Origin of the sequence: Streptomyces sp. R21 (assembly GCF_041051975.1) — a bacterium.
Classification (GTDB): domain Bacteria; phylum Actinomycetota; class Actinomycetes; order Streptomycetales; family Streptomycetaceae; genus Streptomyces.
In genome coordinates this window covers 2245117-2261377 of record NZ_CP163435.1, presented here as the reverse complement: position 1 = coordinate 2261377, position 16261 = coordinate 2245117, and the positions used below count along the sequence as shown (strand labels likewise).

The following is a 16261-nucleotide window of genomic DNA, read 5'->3' as shown; positions in this document are numbered from 1 at the left end:
ACCTCCCCCTGCAACACGGGCCCGGTCACGCATCGGTGCCGGTCGTCAGCCGTCGCTGGCGACCGTCCACTTCTGGTTCGAGCCGCCGGAGCAGCCCCAGAGCTGGATGGTTGACCCGTTGGCCGTACCGATGTCGGTGACATCGAGGCAGAGGCCGGACAAGTCGTTGGTGACGCTGCCGTCCGCGTGGAAGGTCCACTTCTGGCTGCTGGTGCTGTTGCAGTCCCAGGTGATGACCTTGGTGCCGCTGGAGGTGCCGTTGCCGCTCGCGCCGAGGCACTTGCCGCCGATCTGCAGCTCGCGGCCCGCCGAGTACAGGTAGTACTGGTTGGTGTTGTACGTGCCGCAGTCCCAGATGATCTGCTGGACGCCGTTGGCCGCGTTCCCGCTGTCGTCCAGGCATCGGCCCGAGCCCTGGCCCACGATATGTGCCGTTGCGTTCCTGCCGCCCTTGACGAAGGTCACGGTGGCGTGCGCAGGCAGCGTGTAGGTGAAGGATCCGGAGCCGTTCCAGGTGAGGTTGAAGGTGGTCGGTGAGGAGTTGTTGTTGTAGGCCACCGACACCTCGCCGCCGTCGGGGTTGCGGTAGGCCTGGGACCAGATCCCGCCGCCGTCACTCGACCCGATGCGCGTGGCACCCGGGACGACGAATTTCGAGAACTGCCCGAGTTGGTAGTAGTTGTCGTTGGGGGTGACCTTGCCGGTGGACTGGTCGATGGTGATCAGGCCCGTGCAGCCGTTGCACCCCACGCCCATCTTCGGGCCGCCGTCCGTGTCCAGGGCGAGGTTCCACAGCAGTGCTCCACTGGCCCAGTTGGACGTGGACTGCAGGGCGAGCTGGGTCGCGTTCATCGGGGCGATTCCCGGACCGGTGGAGCACTCGGTCTCGTAGAGCTTCTTCCCGGGATACGAGTTGTGGATCGTGGTCATGTTCTGGAGGTCGTTCCAGTAGCAGTGCCACGCCGTCCCGTAGAGCGCGTTGTAGGTGGCGCTGTCGCCCAGGATCGTGTTGGCGAAGGGCGTGTCCGGATGGCTGCTGTCGCCGCCGAGGATCACCTGGTTCAGCCCTGCCTGCGAGAGCGCCGGCGACAGGTAGTTCTTGATGAAGTTGGACTCGTCGGCCCCTGACAGCACCATGCCTGAATAGCTGGAGGGGGCTTGGTCCGGCTCGTTCTGGGGGGTGATGCCCCAGACGTTGACGCCCTTGGCCTTGTACTCCTGCAGGAACTTCGCGTAGTACTGCGCGAGCGGGCCGTAGGCGGAGGACTTGAGAGTGCCATTGACACCTCCACTGCTGCCCAGCATCGAGTTGTTCGTCTTCATCCACGCCGGCGGGCTCCAGGTGTTGGCGAAGAGCTTCATCGACGGGTTGAGCGACTGGGCCTGCTTGATGACCGGGATGACGTAGGCGTCGTCGTGCGCGGTGGAGAAGTTGGTGAGAGAGGGGTCGGCGACACCGTTGTTGTCGTCGTAGGAGTACGTCGAGGGGTTGCTCGGCGGGGTGGCGGTGTAGTCGGAGGATCCCATGGGCACGCGCATCAGCGACAGCCCGATGCCGGTGCCCCGGCTGAACAGCGAACTCATCACCTGATTGCGCGTGCCGGCACTGAGCTTGTTCTGCAGCAGGTAGGTCGAGGAGTCCGTGAAGGCGGCGCCGAACCCGTCGATGGTCTGGTACGACTTGGTCTCGTCCACCGTCAGGTTCACCGGTCCGGAGGACACGGGGCCGAGGTTGATGCTCGGCTGAGGCGCCAGGGCGCTGCTGAGATCCGACGTGGTCAGAGTGACCCCGATCGTGGTGTCGGCAGCGTGGACCGGGCTCGGCGCGAGTGCCAGGATGCCGCCGGTGGCTGCCATGGCCAACGCCACGATCTGCGCACCGGCGCGGCGGTATCGAAGTCTCACGTGCATGGAAAGCGTCCCTCACTCCATCATGGTCCGGCACTGCCGGCGGGTCGCGAGGCAGCGCATCCGTAAGAGCAATTGACTAATCGGCCCATCGGGTGCCAGAGGTGATCCTGTGTCAATGCCCTTGTGCTGATTGGTAGTTGGGCGGCGAACGGTGGCCGCCCGGCATGTCGCCGGGGGCTCCCGCACCGCGTGGCGAGCGGCCGGCCCGGCCGTGACCGCCGGTGGTGCGCGGCCGCGGTCGGCTGCTCTCGTTCCTGGTCGGGGTGGCTGAGGGGGACATCGTGCGGGGCCGGCTGCCGGTGATTTGGGGCCACGCGGCCGGCTGGTTGCCGTGGTCGCCGCATTCGGGACCTGCGTGGCCTGTGGCGGCTCCGCCGGCCGCCGGGATCGTCCAGGACATGCCGCCAACCGGGCCTGCTCGCCGGCGAGGTCTGGCACACGCCGCGGCTCGTTCCCCCGTTGCCGCCCGCCTGAGCGCACCGTGTCGGGCAAGCCACGGCAGCCACTGAGGCGCCGTCTGAAGTGGGTGGAAGGAGCGGCTGAACGCACTTTCGGAGTGGTGCTGGGTCCACCGTGCTCCGTCCCGCTCGCTAAGAATCCGCCCCGCATCTGCGGCAGTTGCCGGTGGACCGCGCCGGGCAACCGGGGCCGGGGGCGGCAGCCGAGACCGAAGCGCCCCGGTCCGTGACCGAAGACCTCACCCCAGGTGATCATCCGGTTGCCCGACAGCATCCGCGTCAGCAGGTGGAGTTGGATTGCGTGAGCAGGCCCATCCGCCACGGCAGTGAGTTGTAGTCGCCGCCCGCGTTGGGGTCCATGCCTTGATAGACGTACTGCATGTGGCAGGGGCTGACGGTCAGGGTCTGGTCGTTGCCGGCGCGGACCATCTCTCCGTGGCTGATGTCCTTGGTCCAGGGTGTGCCGGAGAAGGTGACGTTACTGGCCCCGGCGAACGGCTGGGACTCGCTGGAGGCCAGCGGAGTCCATGATCCGCTGAGGCTCGTGGAGGTCCAGGCCTTGAAGTAGCGGTGGGACCCGATGGCCTCGACGATCAGCAGGTACTGGTTGGTGCCGGCGACCTTGTACACATTGGACGCCTCGAAGAGATCCCCGGCGTTCGGATACGACATGGTCACGACCGTGTTGCCGAAGCCGTTGGGGAAATTGGTCAGGCTGGTCTGCGCCCGGTAGAGGTGCCCCTTGTCGTCCTCGAAGAACAAGTGACAGTTGCTGGAGTCGCAGATCACCCAGAAGTCGAGCCAGCCGCCGCCGTTCTGTTGCAGAACGTCCGGCTCGGTGGACATGAACGTGCGGGGTGCCGACCACGACGCCGGGTTGCTGGGGTCGGTACTCGTCGAGTACGTGGGCGGACCGGTCTGGTAGACCATGTACCACAGGTTCTGCGGGGCGAAGTAGAACACCTGCGGTGCGGCCCGGTAGCCCGGTCCCATCGGCGCCACCTCGTCCAGGTAGGTCTGTGGTGCCGACGCCGCCTGTGACCAGTCACTGAAGCTGAACTGCTCCAGGCCGTAACCGAAGTCCGGGCCCACGGCCGAGGCGTAGACCACCCACTTGCCGTTGTACCGGATCACCGAGAAGTCCTTGATGGCCACGGTGTTGTGCTGAGCGTCCGGCTTCGGCGCGGCCAGCACGCCGCTGGAGCTCCACTGGAACGTCGACGGCAGGGACGCGGAGGCGTCAGCGACGCGGACGAGCTGCCATTGCTGGTTGCTGCCGCCCCAGTCCCAGTACTGGACGACTTTGCCACCGTCGGCGGTGGAGCCGTCCTTGACCTCGGCAGCCATGCCGCTGTGACGGTTGATCAGCCGCACATAGCCGTCCGGCGATTCTGTCAGCTGGAACTGCTGGTTGGTCGCGTTCTGATCGGCCCACTGCACGAGGTCGGTTCCGGCGGTGGTCGACCAGCCGGAGTTGTCGAGCACCTTGCCGGAGTACCGGTTCTGCAAACGGTAGTAGCCACCGCCCGCGTCGATGAACCGCCACTGCTGGTTGGCCCCGTCATGGCGCGTCCACTGCGCCACCGCCGCACCGTCGTTCGTGGCGTAGCCGGAGTCGTCCATCGCCTTGCCGCTGTTGCGGTTCACCAGCACATACCAGGCGCTCGTGTCGACAGTCGCCGCCGACGCCGTCGGCGCACCGACCACCACCACGAAGCCGGCCACGAGCGCCATCGCGACCATGGACACCACACCGCGCCATCGGTTCCACGGCCGGCTGATCTTGTTCTTGGGTGACATCTGCCACCTCCTTCGCTCACGGCCCGGCGCGACCGACTGCCAGAGGCGGCGGTTTTGTAAGGGGTCTTGGGGCATCGCGGTCTCCTTCGAGGATGGGTTCGGTGTTCCTTTGTGACATCGACAAGCACCCAAAGGGGCCCATTCCAGACCGATCGACCAACACTCGCACCACACACCCCGCCTGGTTCGGCGCCTGGGGCGCTGACCGCAATGAGGGGATATTCATGGGATGTATTGAGACACCTGCCCTGCTTCGGTGCCGCGTTTTTTGGGCTGTCTAGTGCATCTTTGTGGGTGTCGACTTGGGGTCTTACGGATGCAACGCCCCATGACGTATGACCTCGTTAAGGCGAGAAGGTAGGATGTCGGCAGGATCATGTCAAGGATGTCGACACATGCTGGGCTGGCCGGCTGCGTCGGTGGCCGGCTGATCATCGAGTGCGTCAACGCATGAGCGGAGCGGGTGCCTGCTTTCGTGCCACCGCAACGGCTACCGCCCGCGCGCGTGGGACACGAGGGCCGGCACCGTTGGGCCGGCCATTCCCAAGCTGCGCCAGGGCAGTTACTTCCGGACCGCTCCAACTGGGAGAGCAACGCGACCAACACCACCGTGGTCCAGTGGGCTACCGCGGCCTGGGCGGCCTCCACGACAACGTGCACGCCGCCGGGGCCAACGGCTCCACCGCCACGCTGACCTTCACCGGCACCGGCATCTCGGTGATCGGGGAGGGCCCGTCCGGCTACGGCACCGTCGCCTACCGGGGGAAGACGGAACTTGGTCACCGTGTGGTGTTCAAGCTGCTGGTTGGGAAGATCCCGTGAGGCTTTCAGGTGAGTCACGCTGAGCCACGGGGGATCCAACCACACTCGATGCTGCAACCCGCAGCACCTGGAAGCCGTGACGAGGGAGGAAGCTCTTCGATGCCGAGAAAGGGAGAGGGCACGCGCCCGGAGGGCCCACTGCCGACACGGTCACGAGTACACGCCGGAGAACACGTACCCGGACTCTCGAGGGGTCAGGCAGTGCCGGACCTGTAGTCGCGAGAGGGACAAGACCCGCTGGGTTCGCCCCGGCGATGTGAGGATTCGTGACACATGAGAGGGTCTGACGGGTGAGCGAGACACCACCGAACACCCTGCAATACCGCTTTGACGGGCCAGAAGACGCCCCTGTCCTGATCCTGGGTCCCTCACTGGGTACCACCTGGCACATGTGGGACCGCCAGGTCCCGGAGCTGTCCAAGCACTGGCGGATCTTCCGGTTCGACATGCCGGGACACGGCGGGGCCCCCGCGTATCCCTCCGGGTCGGTCACCGAGCTCGCCCGGCGGCTGCTGGTCACGCTCGACGGGCTCGGTGTGCAGCGCTTCGGCTTCGCGGGCTGCGCGTTCGGCGGCGCCCTCGGGATGGAGCTGGCGCTGCGCCACCCGGAACGCATCGCCTCGCTCGCGCTGATCGCCGCGTCACCCCGGTTCGGGACGGCGGACGAGTTCCGCCAGCGCGGGGTGATCGTGCGGACGAACGGGCTCGACCCGATGGCGCGTACGTCGCCCGAGCGCTGGTTCACCAGCGGCTTCGCCGCGGCCCAGCCGGCGATCACCGAGTGGGCCGTGCAGATGGTGCGCACCACCGACCCCGGCTGCTACATCGCGGCCTGCGAGGCGCTCGCCGCGTTCGACGTACGCGCCGAGCTCGGCCGGATCGGCGTTCCCACACTCGTCCTCGCCGGCTCCGACGACCAGGTCACCGGGCCCGCCGAGGCGCGCACCCTGGTCGCCGGCATCCCGGACGCCCGGCTCGCGGTCGTACCCGGTGCCTCGCACCTGGTGCCCGTGGAGCAGCCCGCCGCGGTCACCGACCTGCTCGTCCGGCACTTCTCCACCGCCTGGCAGCCCGCCTTCGACTCGTCCACCGGGCAGATGGCGATCCCGGCGATATCGGCAGCCCCGGTCAAGCCGGTCCTCGCGCCGCCCCCGTCGACGGCGCCCGTCGCCGAGATCGGCCCGGCCGCCGCGCAGCCCGTACCACTGGGCGGCAGACCCGACCCGTACGACGCGGGGATCAAGGTCCGTCGTGAGGTGCTCGGCGATGCGCACGTCGACCGGGCGCTGGCCTCGGCGGACGAGTTCTCCGGGGACTTCCAGGAGTTCGTCACCCGGTACGCGTGGGGCGAGATCTGGGACCGCCCCGGCCTCGACCGGCGCTCGCGCAGCTGTGTCACGCTGACCGCGCTGGTCGCCGGGGGCCACTTCGACGAACTCGCCTTCCACACGCGCGCCGCCCTCCGTAACGGCCTCACCCCCGTGGAGATCAGGGAAGTGCTTCTCCAGGCGGCGGTCTACTGCGGCGTACCCGCCGCGAACAGCGCCTTCAAGGTGGCGCAGCAGGTCATCCGGGAGGAGACCACTCCCCAGGAGTGACCTTGAGCCTGGCACCAGGAGCACCAGTCTCCGCGTCCCGCCGCCGCACCGGCGGGGGCAGGATGGGATCCATGAAGCTCACGAAGAAGTCGCACGCCTGCATCCGCCTTGAGAAGGACGGGCAGACGCTCGTCATCGACCCGGGCACGTTCAGCGAGGACGACTCGGCGGTCGGCGCGGACGCGATCCTGGTCACGCACGAGCACCTCGACCACTTCAACGAGGAGCGGCTGCGGGCCGGACTGGAGGCCAATCCGGCGGCCGAGATCTGGACCCTGAGGTCCGTCGCGGAGAAGATCTCCGCCGCCTTCCCCGGCCGGGTGCACACCGTCGGCCACGGAGACACGTTCACCGCCGCGGGCTTCGACGTCCAGGTGCACGGCGAACTGCACGCCGTGATCCACCCGGACATCCCGCGGATCACCAACGTCGGATATCTCGTCGACGGCGGCCGGGTCTTCCACCCCGGCGACGCGCTCACCGTCCCCGACCACTCCGTCGAGACGCTGATGCTCCCCGTCATGGCCCCCTGGAGCAAGATCTCCGAGGTCATCGACTACGTCCGTGAGGTCAAGCCCCAGCGCGCGTACGACATCCACGACGCGCTTCTCACCGACCTCGCCCGCCCGATCTACGACAACCAGATCGGCGCCCTGGGCGGCGCCGAGCACCTGCGGCTCGCTCCGGGGGCGTCCGCCGAGGTCTGAGGGCGGCCGGGCCCGTGCACGACGGTGGTGGCGGGCCCGTTGTCGTACCCGCCCGGTAGGTTGTGAGGCATGCGCATTGCGACCTGGAACGTGAACTCGATCACCGCCCGTCTCCCGAGGCTGCTGGCCTGGCTGGAGAGCAGCGGCACGGACGTGCTGTGCATCCAGGAGACCAAGACCACAGCCGAGGGCTTCCCGTCCGACGAGCTGCGCGAGCTGGGCTACGAGTCGGCGGTGCACGCGACGGGCCGGTGGAACGGCGTGGCGGTGGTCTCCCGCGTGGGCCTGGAGGACGTGGTCAAGGGCCTGCCGGGCGACCCGGGCTACGACGGAGTCCAGGAGCCCCGAGCCGTCTCCGCGACCTGCGGCCCGATCCGCGTCTGGTCGGTGTACGTGCCGAACGGCCGCGAGGTGGACCACCCGCACTACGCCTACAAGCTCCAGTGGTTCGAGGCGCTCAAGGCGGCCGTCGCCGGCGACGCGAAGGGCGGCCGTCCGTTCGCGGTGATGGGCGACTACAACGTGGCGCCGACGGACGACGACGTCTACGACCTGGCCGCCTTCGAAGGCCTCACCCACGTCACCCCGGCCGAGCGCGCCGCCCTCGCCTCGCTGCGCGAGGCGGGCCTCACGGACGTGGTCCCGCGCCCCCTCAAGTACGACCACCCGTACACGTACTGGGACTACCGCCAGCTCTGCTTCCCCAAGAACCGCGGCATGCGCATCGACCTCGTCTACGGCAACGAGGCGTTCTCCAAGGCGGTCACGGACTCGTACGTGGACCGCGAGGAGCGCAAGGGCAAGGGCGCGTCTGATCACGCGCCGGTCGTGGTGGACCTGGAGGTGTAACCTCCACCGGCCTCACGCCCCTGCCAACAGCCTCAGGTCCACCGAGTCCGCCAGCGCCGCCAGCCCCGCGTCTCCCGGATGCAGATGGTCCCCGCTGTCGTACGCGGGCAGGAGCCGTGCCGGATGGGCGGGGTCGCGGAGCACCGCGTCGAAGTCCAGCGTGCCGTCGAACTCGGCGTTGTCGCGGATCCAGGTGTTCACCGCGGTCCGCTGTGTGTCCGCCGCCGCTGTGCACAGGGACTCGCCCTCGCAGGGGCCGATGGTCGCGGCCAGGACGCGCAGCCCGCGGGAGTGGGCGCGGGCGGCGATCTCCCGCAGCCCGGCGACGACCTGGTCGGCGGACGCGCCCCAGCGGACGTCGTTGACGCCCTGGAAGACGATCGCCGTACGTCCAGAGGTCTGGGCCAGGACATCGCGGTCCAGGCGGTGCAGCGCGCTGACCCCGCCTGTGTCGGTGGAGACCCCGTCGCCCGGATAGCGGTCGCTGACCACACGGTTCGCCGAGATGCCCTGGTTGAGGACGCCATAGCGCGGGACCACATGTTGGTTCAGCACACGTGCGGCCAGCACATTGGGCCAGCGGTGGTTGGCGTCCTGCGTGGACTTCTCGCCGTCGGTGATCGAATCGCCGAGGATCACCACCGAGCCGGGCCCGCCGCCCACGTCCACGCCGGTCAGCAGCGGCCAGCTGGTGATCGTCGACGTGTACGCCTCCGGAGAGTCGTCGCCCGTGTGGTCGCCCGGATCGCTGACGTACGACCGCTGGACCGCGAGCCGGTGCACCGGCGCCGCCGTCACCGTCCCGGGGAGGTGGAAGCTCACCAGCAGATTGGCGTCGGCGGGCACCTCGAAGCCGACCGGATCGCTGAACGCCTGGGCGCCCGCGGGGATTTCGGCCCTCGCCGCACCTCGGAAAGCGAGCGGGACCGGTGGAGCCGCCGGGCGCGCGCCGGCCGCCTGCACCGCCACCGTCGCGCTGCCGATGCGTACCGGCGTCGCCGCGAAGGTGTTGTCGAGCCGGATCCGCACCCGTGGCCCGCCCGCGGAGGTGTGCACCACGAGCCGAAGCGTCCGGTCCGTCCAGGGACCGACGGCCGGGTAGCCGGAGGACGAGGCAGCCCAACTCCCCGTCCAGCCCGGCGTCGAGGCCCGCACGGACAGCGCGAGCACATGCAGCGCGTCGGCCTCCGGCAGCTGCACCGACGCGACCTCGCGCCCTCGTACGAGCGGCACGGTCACGACGTACAGCCGTGCCTTCAGGGCGAGTTGACCGTCGGGCGTGTTGATGTGCGGCAGCGCCACGGCCAACGCGCCGAGCGGGCCGGTGCGCCAGTCCGGGGCGGTCAGGCGGTACGGGGAGCTGCCGCCGTCGGCATACCGCACCGTGCCCGTGCCGCCCACGTCGGCGCCGCCCGTGCCCGCGACCAGGAAGGCGAGCGCGTCACCGCGCCCGCGTACGCGGACCGCCTGGCCGTCGGCGCGCACATTGTCCGGCTCGCCCGCCGCGCGCCGCGGCCAGGTCAGCCGTGCGCCCTGCACGGTCAGTGCGCGGCCCGGCGTCCAGCCCGCGGCGGTCAGATCCTGCGCCGACAAGGAGCCGCCCGAGCCGTCGAAGTCGGCCCCGGTAGGCCACAAGTCGTCGCTGACCGCTGTGTTGTCGAAGAGCCTCTCCAGGGGGAGCGGCCCGGCGTCGGTCACCGCCGCTGCCGCGCCCACGGGCAGGAGCGACATGAGCGACATGAGCGACATGAGCGACAGGAGCGACAGGAGAAGCGTGAGCACGACGGCCCGACCCCAGACGCTGCGGCGCACGCGCGCCCCCTCTCCCGTTCCGGCGAGGTGACAGATGCGCCATGAAGTTAAGGATGCGTCGCGGACCCGTCAATGAGGCGGGTGCCGAGTTGGCGCGAACTCCCTGCGAACTCCCCTGCGAAGGGCGGGTCCGCGCGCCTGTGGTGCGAGGGACGGCGTGAATGTCACGCTGGGAGTATGAACATCCCTTTCCTGGGCAACTGGCGCAAGAAGCGCGGCCCCGCCTTCGGCGTCGCGGTGTTCTCCGACGGCGAGCATGATCACGAGGGCATCGCCGAACTCCTCTCCGAATGCGAACTGCTGCGCTCCCAGGCGCACCAGGCGGGGGTCGAACTCGACGATTCCGCGGCCTCGTTGGAGGCTCTCGACCAGTTGGTGCCACGCTGGCGGGACGACGAGGAGATCCTGCCCTGGCTCGGAAACGACGCCGGGCTCTACCTCGGCACCGTGATCGTGCGCACGATCCCCGGCGCCGTCTGGGACATCTGGCCCAACGGCCAGCCGGTGGTGCGGCTGGCCTCCGGTCGCGAGATCGACGTGGTCGCCACCGGGCACACCTGGGCGTCCAGCGGCGCCCCCGAACTGTCGCAGCTGTACGCGGAGGTGTCGGAAGCGTAGGGCGAACGCTCGCGTACGGAGAGTGGCGCTAAACGTAGAACTCGATAAATACGCCTAGTGCCCGAAAAGTGCGTGTCGAGTATTAAGTCCCTTCTTGTCTGGATAGTTTGCGGCAACTGCGACACAGTTGAGAGTGGGTAGGGCCGGGCATGGCTGTCGATCCGTTGATCGAGCTGCATGACGTGAACAAGTACTTCGGGGAGCTGCATGTCCTTCAGGACATCAACCTCACCGTCGGCAAGGGGGAGGTGGTCGTGGTCATCGGCCCGTCGGGGTCGGGCAAATCAACCCTGTGCAGGGCGATCAACAGGCTCGAGACGATCCACTCGGGCTCGATCAAGCTCGACGGCGTCCCGCTGCCGGACGAGGGCAAGGCGCTCGCGCAGCTCCGTGCCGAGGTCGGGATGGTCTTCCAGTCCTTCAATCTCTTCGCCCACAAGACAGTTCTGCAGAACATCTCGCTGGCTCAGATCAAGGTCCGCAAGCGCAAGAAGGAGCAGGCCGACAAGCGCTCCCGCGAACTCCTCGACCGGGTGGGCCTCGTCTCCCAGGCCGACAAGTACCCCGCCCAGCTCTCCGGCGGCCAGCAGCAGCGCGTGGCCATCGCCCGCGCCCTCGCCATGGACCCCAAGGCGCTGCTGTTCGACGAGCCGACCTCGGCCCTCGACCCGGAGATGATCAACGAGGTCCTGGAGGTCATGCAGCAACTCGCGCGCGACGGCATGACCATGGTCGTCGTCACCCACGAGATGGGCTTCGCGCGCTCCGCGGCCAACCGTGTCGTCTTCATGTCCGACGGCCGCATCGTCGAGGACCGCACCCCCGAGGAGTTCTTCACCAACCCGCGCAGCGACCGCGCCAAGGACTTCCTCTCCAAGATCCTCAAGCACTGAGCGGGGGAGTGCATCGCATGTTCCGTACGACACCGACCCGTTCACCTACCCGAAGTGGATGCCCTTCGAGTTCCGGGGCATCCCGAACTGCCATGCCGGGAAGCCCATCGCGGCCGACCTCGACTACGATTTGCCGTTCGTCCCCGTGGTGATGGTGATCTCGCCGATCAACATCGGGACCGCACCAGGGACGCTGCTGCCGGGGTGACCCCCCACGCCCCCGCGATGCGGGGGCGTGCAGCAGCCACAGGGCCAGGCCCGCCCGGCAGCAGCCGGAGATCACTGCTCGCGCAGCGGTATCGACACGTACGACGGGTCGTTCGCCGGCGAGGAGAAGGTCAGCTGCGCGCCGGACGGGTTGTGCTCGATGTAGAGCGGGTCGACCGTGTCGACGACCAGGGCGAGACGATGCCCTGCCGGGACGTCGTAGGCCGTGGAGAACAGTTCCAGGTCGACGCCGAACGGCTTGCCCGGCGTACGCCCGTGGAAGGTGTACGGCGCGTTGCTGACCAGCTTGCCGAGGCCGAGCGGGCCCACGTCGTACAGGTAGGCGACGAGGGTGCCGCTCTCCTTGGTCGGGGTGAGCGTGGTGTGCAGCTTGGCGGTGCCGCGCACCTGCTGGGCGCTCGCGTACTTCTCCGACTGCCATACGGCCGCCCAGTAGCGCGGCAGCAGCGGGATCGACGCCACCGGGGGCAGTTGGGCGAGCTGGTCGAGGATGCTGGAGAGGAAGACGACCCCGCCGTCCGCGCCCGAGTCGACGTTCGTGTGGATGGTCGTGGTGCCGGAGAGGGCGAGCTTGCGCTGGGTCGCGCCGACCGACTTCCAGTCCGGGTAGCCCTCGTAGCCGCCCGCGGAGCGGGACTTGAGCTGGACCGGCTGCTCGCGGTTGATGCCGTTGTCGTCGCCCTTGAGGTAGTGGTCGAACCAGCGCTCGGTGTCCGTCCACACGTCGTTGGGCAGCCCGAACAGTCCGGTCAGCTCGGCGGTGGCGTGGTCGCCCGGGCGGAACTCCAGTCGCTTCGGGCCGGTCAGCTTCTCGTAGAAGTCGGCGTACTGGTTGGGCGGGAAGATCGTGTCGCCCCAGCCGTTGGCCATCATGATCGCGGCGCCGCCCGCGTTGATCTGGTCCAGGTAGGTCGTGGCGGAACGTTTCGCCCCCCAGTTGAGCATGTCCTGTTCCTTGGACAGGTTGGAGGCGAAGAAGTCCTGGAAGACCTGCTGGAGTTCGGCGCTGGGGCGCCCGGTGATCGTGCCCGCGCCGTACAGCAGGCCGGCCGCCTGGGTGTGCTGGGTGCGGCCCGAGTAGATCGAGTCGATCAGGTTCGCCCAGCCGCTCAGCGAGGCGACCGCCTTGATCCGCTTGTCGTGTGCGGCGGCGAGCAGGCTGATCCCGGCACCGTAGGAGACGCCCGCCATGCCGATGTGCTGTGCGTCGGCGGGGGTGTTGGCGAGCGCCCAGTCGATGACCTTGGAGGCGTCGGCTATGTCGGGCGGGCCCGCCACTTCTATCTCTCCGCCCGACTGCCAGAAGCCGCGCACGTTGTAGGTGACCACGACATAGCCGGAGTCCGCGAGCTTCTGGGCCTGCGCCAGGTACTCGATCTGTGGCAGACCCCAGCTCGTGGGCATCACGAGCAGCGGGTAGCGGTGCGTGCCGTCGGCGCCGGCGGGCTTGACGACGTTGGCCTTCAGGACGGTGCCGCCGTCACCGGTGATGTCGACGAAGTCCACCCCGGACGACGCCGCCTGGGCGGTGGGGGCGAGCCCGAGGGCGGTGCCGGCGATCAGTGTCGCCGATACGGCGCCCACGGCGGTCGTACGCAGGGCCTTGCGCGAGAGTCCCACGGGTCACTCCTCACTCGTGTCACTGCAAAGTGACCCGACGGTAACCGTGGTCTCTTACCGGAGGTAACCCGTGAGTAAGTTACGCACGGGTAACGATTGTTGAAGTGTTCATTTCGTGAGCGAGATGGCTCCTTTCGTGTGCGTCGCCCCTGCTGAAGTGCTCATTCCGCGCGCAAGCGGAGGGGTCTCTCTCGTTGCGGGGACGGCTCAGGAAGATGCCCGGTGCGAGTTGCGCGGCGGCGCGGGAGTCGGCAGCGGTGTCTGGGCGGCACGCGTCACATCCGCGACGAGTTCGACGACATCGGGGCCGTACGCCTGGGAGTTCACGACCTTCAGAAGGAGTACGAAGGTGTTGTTGCCGTGCTTGCGGGCCAGCCGCTCGTGGTTGCGGGCGAGATAGCGGGTCGCCGCCTGGTTGGTGATCGCGCGCTGGCCGCAGAAGAGGAAGGCGGGCCGCGACTGCTGCGGCTCGCTGGTCGTGAGCCGGGCCAGGATGACGTGCTCGGAGGTGCCCGCCTCCATGCGGTAGCGCTCGCTGCCGATCTGGAACGCGGCCCGGTCCGGACCGGGTTCGGGATCGGTGTTGAAACGGATGCCCGGCAGCAGAGCGGAAATGTGCGCGGCCATCCGGCGGTTGGAGGACGGGCCGCCCACGCAGAACTCGGTGCGCTCGCCGAAGCCCTGCAGCGCCGTGTCCTGGCTGACGATCTGGGCGTGCGCGCCGCAGTCCTTGATCAGCGCGGAGAGCTCCAGGAGCGCGAACACGTCGATGCGGTGCACCGCCAGCTCCGCGCTGGCCGGGTCGCGCGGGACCACCATCAGCGACTCGGAGTTGTCGGGCAGCCCGAAGAAGGCCTGCTTCCGGCGGAGCCGGCGCTTCCACAGATAAGTCCTGGCGGCCCAGCCCAGCGTGGCGCTGATGCCGGCCGCCAGCACCCCCAGGACGATGTTGCGCACGTCGTCATTCATGGGCGCGCATGCTAGCGGGCGCCCGGACCGGTGTTCGAGGGGGTCCTGACGGGAGCATGCCGGTGAAGTTACGCTGCGCGGACAGCTGTTGACTGGAGGTACGCATGCGTCGCCCTCTTGTGCGGAATGTGACGGTCCTGGCGGTTTCGGTGGCGGTGATGTCGCTCGGTGCGGCGGCACCGCCCACGACGGCTGTCACGGAGAACACGACGGCTGCCACGGAGAAGACGCCGGTCGCCGTCGGCTACGGCGGTGCCGTCGCGAGCGTCGACGCGGACGCCTCCGCCGCCGGGATCGAGATCCTGAAGAAGGGCGGCAACGCGGTGGACGCGGCGGTCGCCACGGCGGCCGCGCTGGGCGTCACCGAGCCGTACTCCTCGGGTGTCGGCGGAGGCGGCTACTTCGTCTACTACGACGCCAAGTCCCGAACGGTGCACACGATCGACGGCCGCGAGACGGCCCCGTCGACCGCCGACTCCGACCTCTTCGTGGAGAACGGCAAGGCGATCCCGTTCGCGGACGCGGTGACCAGCGGGCTGGGTGTGGGCACGCCCGGTACGCCGGCCACCTGGGGGACCGCCCTCGACGAGTGGGGCAGCAAGGGGCTGAAGTCGCTGCTGCGGCCCGCCGAGCGGCTGGCCCGCGACGGCTTCACCGTCGACTCCACCTTCCGTTCGCAGACCGAGGCCAACCAGGCCCGGTTCAGGAACTTCCCCGACACGGCCCAGCTGTTCCTGCCGGGCGGCTCGCTCCCGGTGGTCGGCTCGACCTTCAAGAACCCCGATCTGGCGCGTACGTACGAGGAGTTGGGCCGCGAGGGCGTCGACGCGATCTACGACGGCGGTGACCTCGGTCAGGAGATCGTCGACACGGTCAACGAGCCGCCGGTGGACCCGGCCTCGGGCTACAAGGCCCGCCCGGGCGAGCTGTCGACGAAGGACCTGGAGGCGTACGAGGCGAAGCAGCAGGCGCCGACGAAGACGTCGTACCGCGGTCTGAAGGTCTACTCGATCGCGCCCTCCTCCTCCGGCGGCACCACGGTCGGCGAGGCGCTCAACATCCTGGAGAAGACCGACCTTTCGAAGGCGAGCGAGGTGCAGTACCTGCACCACTACATCGAGGCGAGCCGGATCGCGTTCGCGGACCGAGGGCGTTGGGTGGGCGACCCCGCCTTCGAGGACGTACCGACGAAGGAGCTTTTGTCGCAGAAGTACGCCGACTCGCGGGCCTGTCTGATCCACGACGACGCGGTGCTGACCAGCCCGCTCGCGCCCGGTGACCCGGAGCACCCGGCAGCCTGCGCCTCCGGCGGTACGGCGGCCCCGACGACGTACGAGGGCGAGAACACCACGCACCTGACGGTGGCCGACAAGTGGGGCAACGTCGTTGCCTACACGCTGACCATCGAGCAGACCGGCGGCAGTGGCATCACGGTCCCGGGCCGTGGCTTCCTCCTCAACAACGAGCTGACGGACTTCTCCTTCACGCCCGCGAACCCGGCCGTGCACGACCCGAACCTGCCCGGCCCCGGCAAGCGGCCGCGCTCGTCGATCTCGCCGACGATCGTCCTCGACGCGAACAACAGGCCGGTGGTGGCGCTCGGTTCACCCGGCGGCGCCACCATCATCACGACCGTGCTGCAGACCCTGACCGGATTCCTCGACCGCGGTCTTCCGCTGGTGGACGCCATCGCGGCCCCGCGCGCCAGTCAGCGCAACGCGGCCACCACGGAACTCGAACCGGGCCTGTACAACAGCGAGTTGCGTACCCAGTTGCAGTCCATCGGCCATGCCTTCAAGCTGAACCCGGAGATCGGCGCGGCGACGGGCGTCCAGCGGCTGCCGGGCGGCAAGTGGCTCGCGGCGGCGGAGAAGGTGCGGCGGGGCGGCGGCTCGGCGATGGTGGTGACTCCGGAGTCGTAGCGGCCGTCGTAGCAGCTCGGAGGTGGCGCACGGTGGATTGTCGGTGCCGTGCGC

At 68.8% G+C, this 16261-nt stretch carries 13 protein-coding genes and 1 pseudogene; 9 read left to right on the top strand and 5 right to left on the bottom strand.

Features of this window, described 5'->3' with window-relative positions; genetic code table 11:
* Nucleotides 1-45 precede the first annotated feature (45 nt).
* Both AB5J56_RS10260 and AB5J56_RS10255 read right to left on the bottom strand, forming a co-directional pair.
* Nucleotides 46-1905, bottom strand: a complete 1860-nt coding sequence (locus AB5J56_RS10260; RefSeq protein WP_369232221.1) for a ricin-type beta-trefoil lectin domain protein — start codon at nt 1903-1905, stop codon at nt 46-48.
* Between the two features lie 743 nt (nt 1906-2648).
* Nucleotides 2649-4103 (bottom strand): non-reducing end alpha-L-arabinofuranosidase family hydrolase, encoded by a 1455-nt coding sequence (locus AB5J56_RS10255; RefSeq protein WP_369242475.1) that lies wholly within the window; start codon nt 4101-4103, stop codon nt 2649-2651.
* Between the two features lie 515 nt (nt 4104-4618).
* On the opposite strand from AB5J56_RS10255, the pseudogene AB5J56_RS10250 reads away from it, so the two are divergent.
* The 5 genes and pseudogenes from AB5J56_RS10250 to AB5J56_RS10230 form a co-directional block, all read left to right on the top strand.
* A pseudogene (locus AB5J56_RS10250) lies at nt 4619-4738 on the top strand (transposase); the annotation flags it as partial.
* Between the two features lie 49 nt (nt 4739-4787).
* Nucleotides 4788-4991 carry a hypothetical protein gene (locus AB5J56_RS10245; RefSeq protein WP_369232219.1) on the top strand — a complete coding sequence of 68 codons (204 nt, stop codon included), beginning with the start codon at nt 4788-4790 and terminating at the stop codon, nt 4989-4991.
* A 290-nt stretch (nt 4992-5281) separates the two neighbouring features.
* Nucleotides 5282-6589: a 4-carboxymuconolactone decarboxylase gene (pcaC, locus tag AB5J56_RS10240; protein WP_369232217.1), complete on the top strand. Its 1308-nt coding sequence runs from the start codon at nt 5282-5284 to the stop codon at nt 6587-6589.
* A 71-nt stretch (nt 6590-6660) separates the two neighbouring features.
* A complete protein-coding gene (locus tag AB5J56_RS10235; RefSeq protein ID WP_369232215.1) occupies nt 6661-7296 on the top strand; it encodes an MBL fold metallo-hydrolase in 636 nt (211 codons plus the stop codon).
* Between the two features lie 69 nt (nt 7297-7365).
* A complete protein-coding gene (locus AB5J56_RS10230; RefSeq protein ID WP_369232213.1) occupies nt 7366-8145 on the top strand; it encodes an exodeoxyribonuclease III in 780 nt (259 codons plus the stop codon).
* A gap of 12 nt (nt 8146-8157) precedes the next feature.
* Here the strand turns inward: AB5J56_RS10230 and AB5J56_RS10225 are convergent, their stop codons facing one another.
* Complete coding sequence (locus tag AB5J56_RS10225; protein WP_369232211.1) at nt 8158-9957, bottom strand: SGNH/GDSL hydrolase family protein; 1800 nt, start codon at nt 9955-9957, stop codon at nt 8158-8160.
* A 177-nt stretch (nt 9958-10134) separates the two neighbouring features.
* On the opposite strand from AB5J56_RS10225, the gene AB5J56_RS10220 reads away from it, so the two are divergent.
* The 3 genes from AB5J56_RS10220 to AB5J56_RS10210 all read left to right on the top strand — a co-directional run bounded on the left by AB5J56_RS10220 (nt 10135) and on the right by AB5J56_RS10210 (nt 11676).
* Complete coding sequence (locus AB5J56_RS10220; RefSeq protein WP_369232209.1) at nt 10135-10575, top strand: DUF6278 family protein; 441 nt, start codon at nt 10135-10137, stop codon at nt 10573-10575.
* 149 nt (nt 10576-10724) lie between these two features.
* Nucleotides 10725-11468, top strand: a complete 744-nt coding sequence (locus AB5J56_RS10215) for an amino acid ABC transporter ATP-binding protein (protein ID WP_369232207.1) — start codon at nt 10725-10727, stop codon at nt 11466-11468.
* Nucleotides 11469-11526: 58 nt separating this feature from the next.
* Nucleotides 11527-11676 (top strand): hypothetical protein, encoded by a 150-nt coding sequence (locus tag AB5J56_RS10210; protein WP_369243181.1) that lies wholly within the window; start codon nt 11527-11529, stop codon nt 11674-11676.
* 71 nt (nt 11677-11747) lie between these two features.
* Here AB5J56_RS10210 and AB5J56_RS10205 read toward each other — a convergent pair whose 3' ends face one another.
* Entirely contained in the window at nt 11748-13316 is a 1569-nt protein-coding gene (locus tag AB5J56_RS10205; RefSeq protein WP_369232205.1) for an alpha/beta fold hydrolase, read from the bottom strand.
* 207 nt (nt 13317-13523) lie between these two features.
* Nucleotides 13524-14285, bottom strand: a complete 762-nt coding sequence (locus tag AB5J56_RS10200; RefSeq protein WP_369232203.1) for a hypothetical protein — start codon at nt 14283-14285, stop codon at nt 13524-13526.
* A 104-nt stretch (nt 14286-14389) separates the two neighbouring features.
* On the opposite strand from AB5J56_RS10200, the gene ggt reads away from it, so the two are divergent.
* Entirely contained in the window at nt 14390-16207 is a 1818-nt protein-coding gene (gene ggt, locus AB5J56_RS10195) for a gamma-glutamyltransferase (protein ID WP_369232201.1), read from the top strand.
* The last annotated feature ends 54 nt before the right edge of the window (nt 16208-16261 follow it).

Excerpts from the sequence above, each read along its gene's own strand:
- AB5J56_RS10220 (WP_369232209.1), top strand. The coding sequence starts at position 10,135 with ATGAACATCCCTTTCCTGGGCAACTGGCGCAAGAAGCGCGGCCCCGCC.
- AB5J56_RS10200 (WP_369232203.1), bottom strand. The coding sequence starts at position 14,285 with ATGAATGACGACGTGCGCAACATCGTCCTGGGGGTGCTGGCGGCCGGC.
- AB5J56_RS10215 (WP_369232207.1), top strand. The coding sequence starts at position 10,725 with ATGGCTGTCGATCCGTTGATCGAGCTGCATGACGTGAACAAGTACTTC.
- AB5J56_RS10255 (WP_369242475.1), bottom strand. The coding sequence starts at position 4,103 with ATGGCGCTCGTGGCCGGCTTCGTGGTGGTGGTCGGTGCGCCGACGGCG.
- AB5J56_RS10210 (WP_369243181.1), top strand. The coding sequence starts at position 11,527 with ATGCCCTTCGAGTTCCGGGGCATCCCGAACTGCCATGCCGGGAAGCCC.
- AB5J56_RS10235 (WP_369232215.1), top strand. The coding sequence starts at position 6,661 with ATGAAGCTCACGAAGAAGTCGCACGCCTGCATCCGCCTTGAGAAGGAC.
- AB5J56_RS10230 (WP_369232213.1), top strand. The coding sequence starts at position 7,366 with ATGCGCATTGCGACCTGGAACGTGAACTCGATCACCGCCCGTCTCCCG.
- ggt (WP_369232201.1), top strand. The coding sequence starts at position 14,390 with ATGCGTCGCCCTCTTGTGCGGAATGTGACGGTCCTGGCGGTTTCGGTG.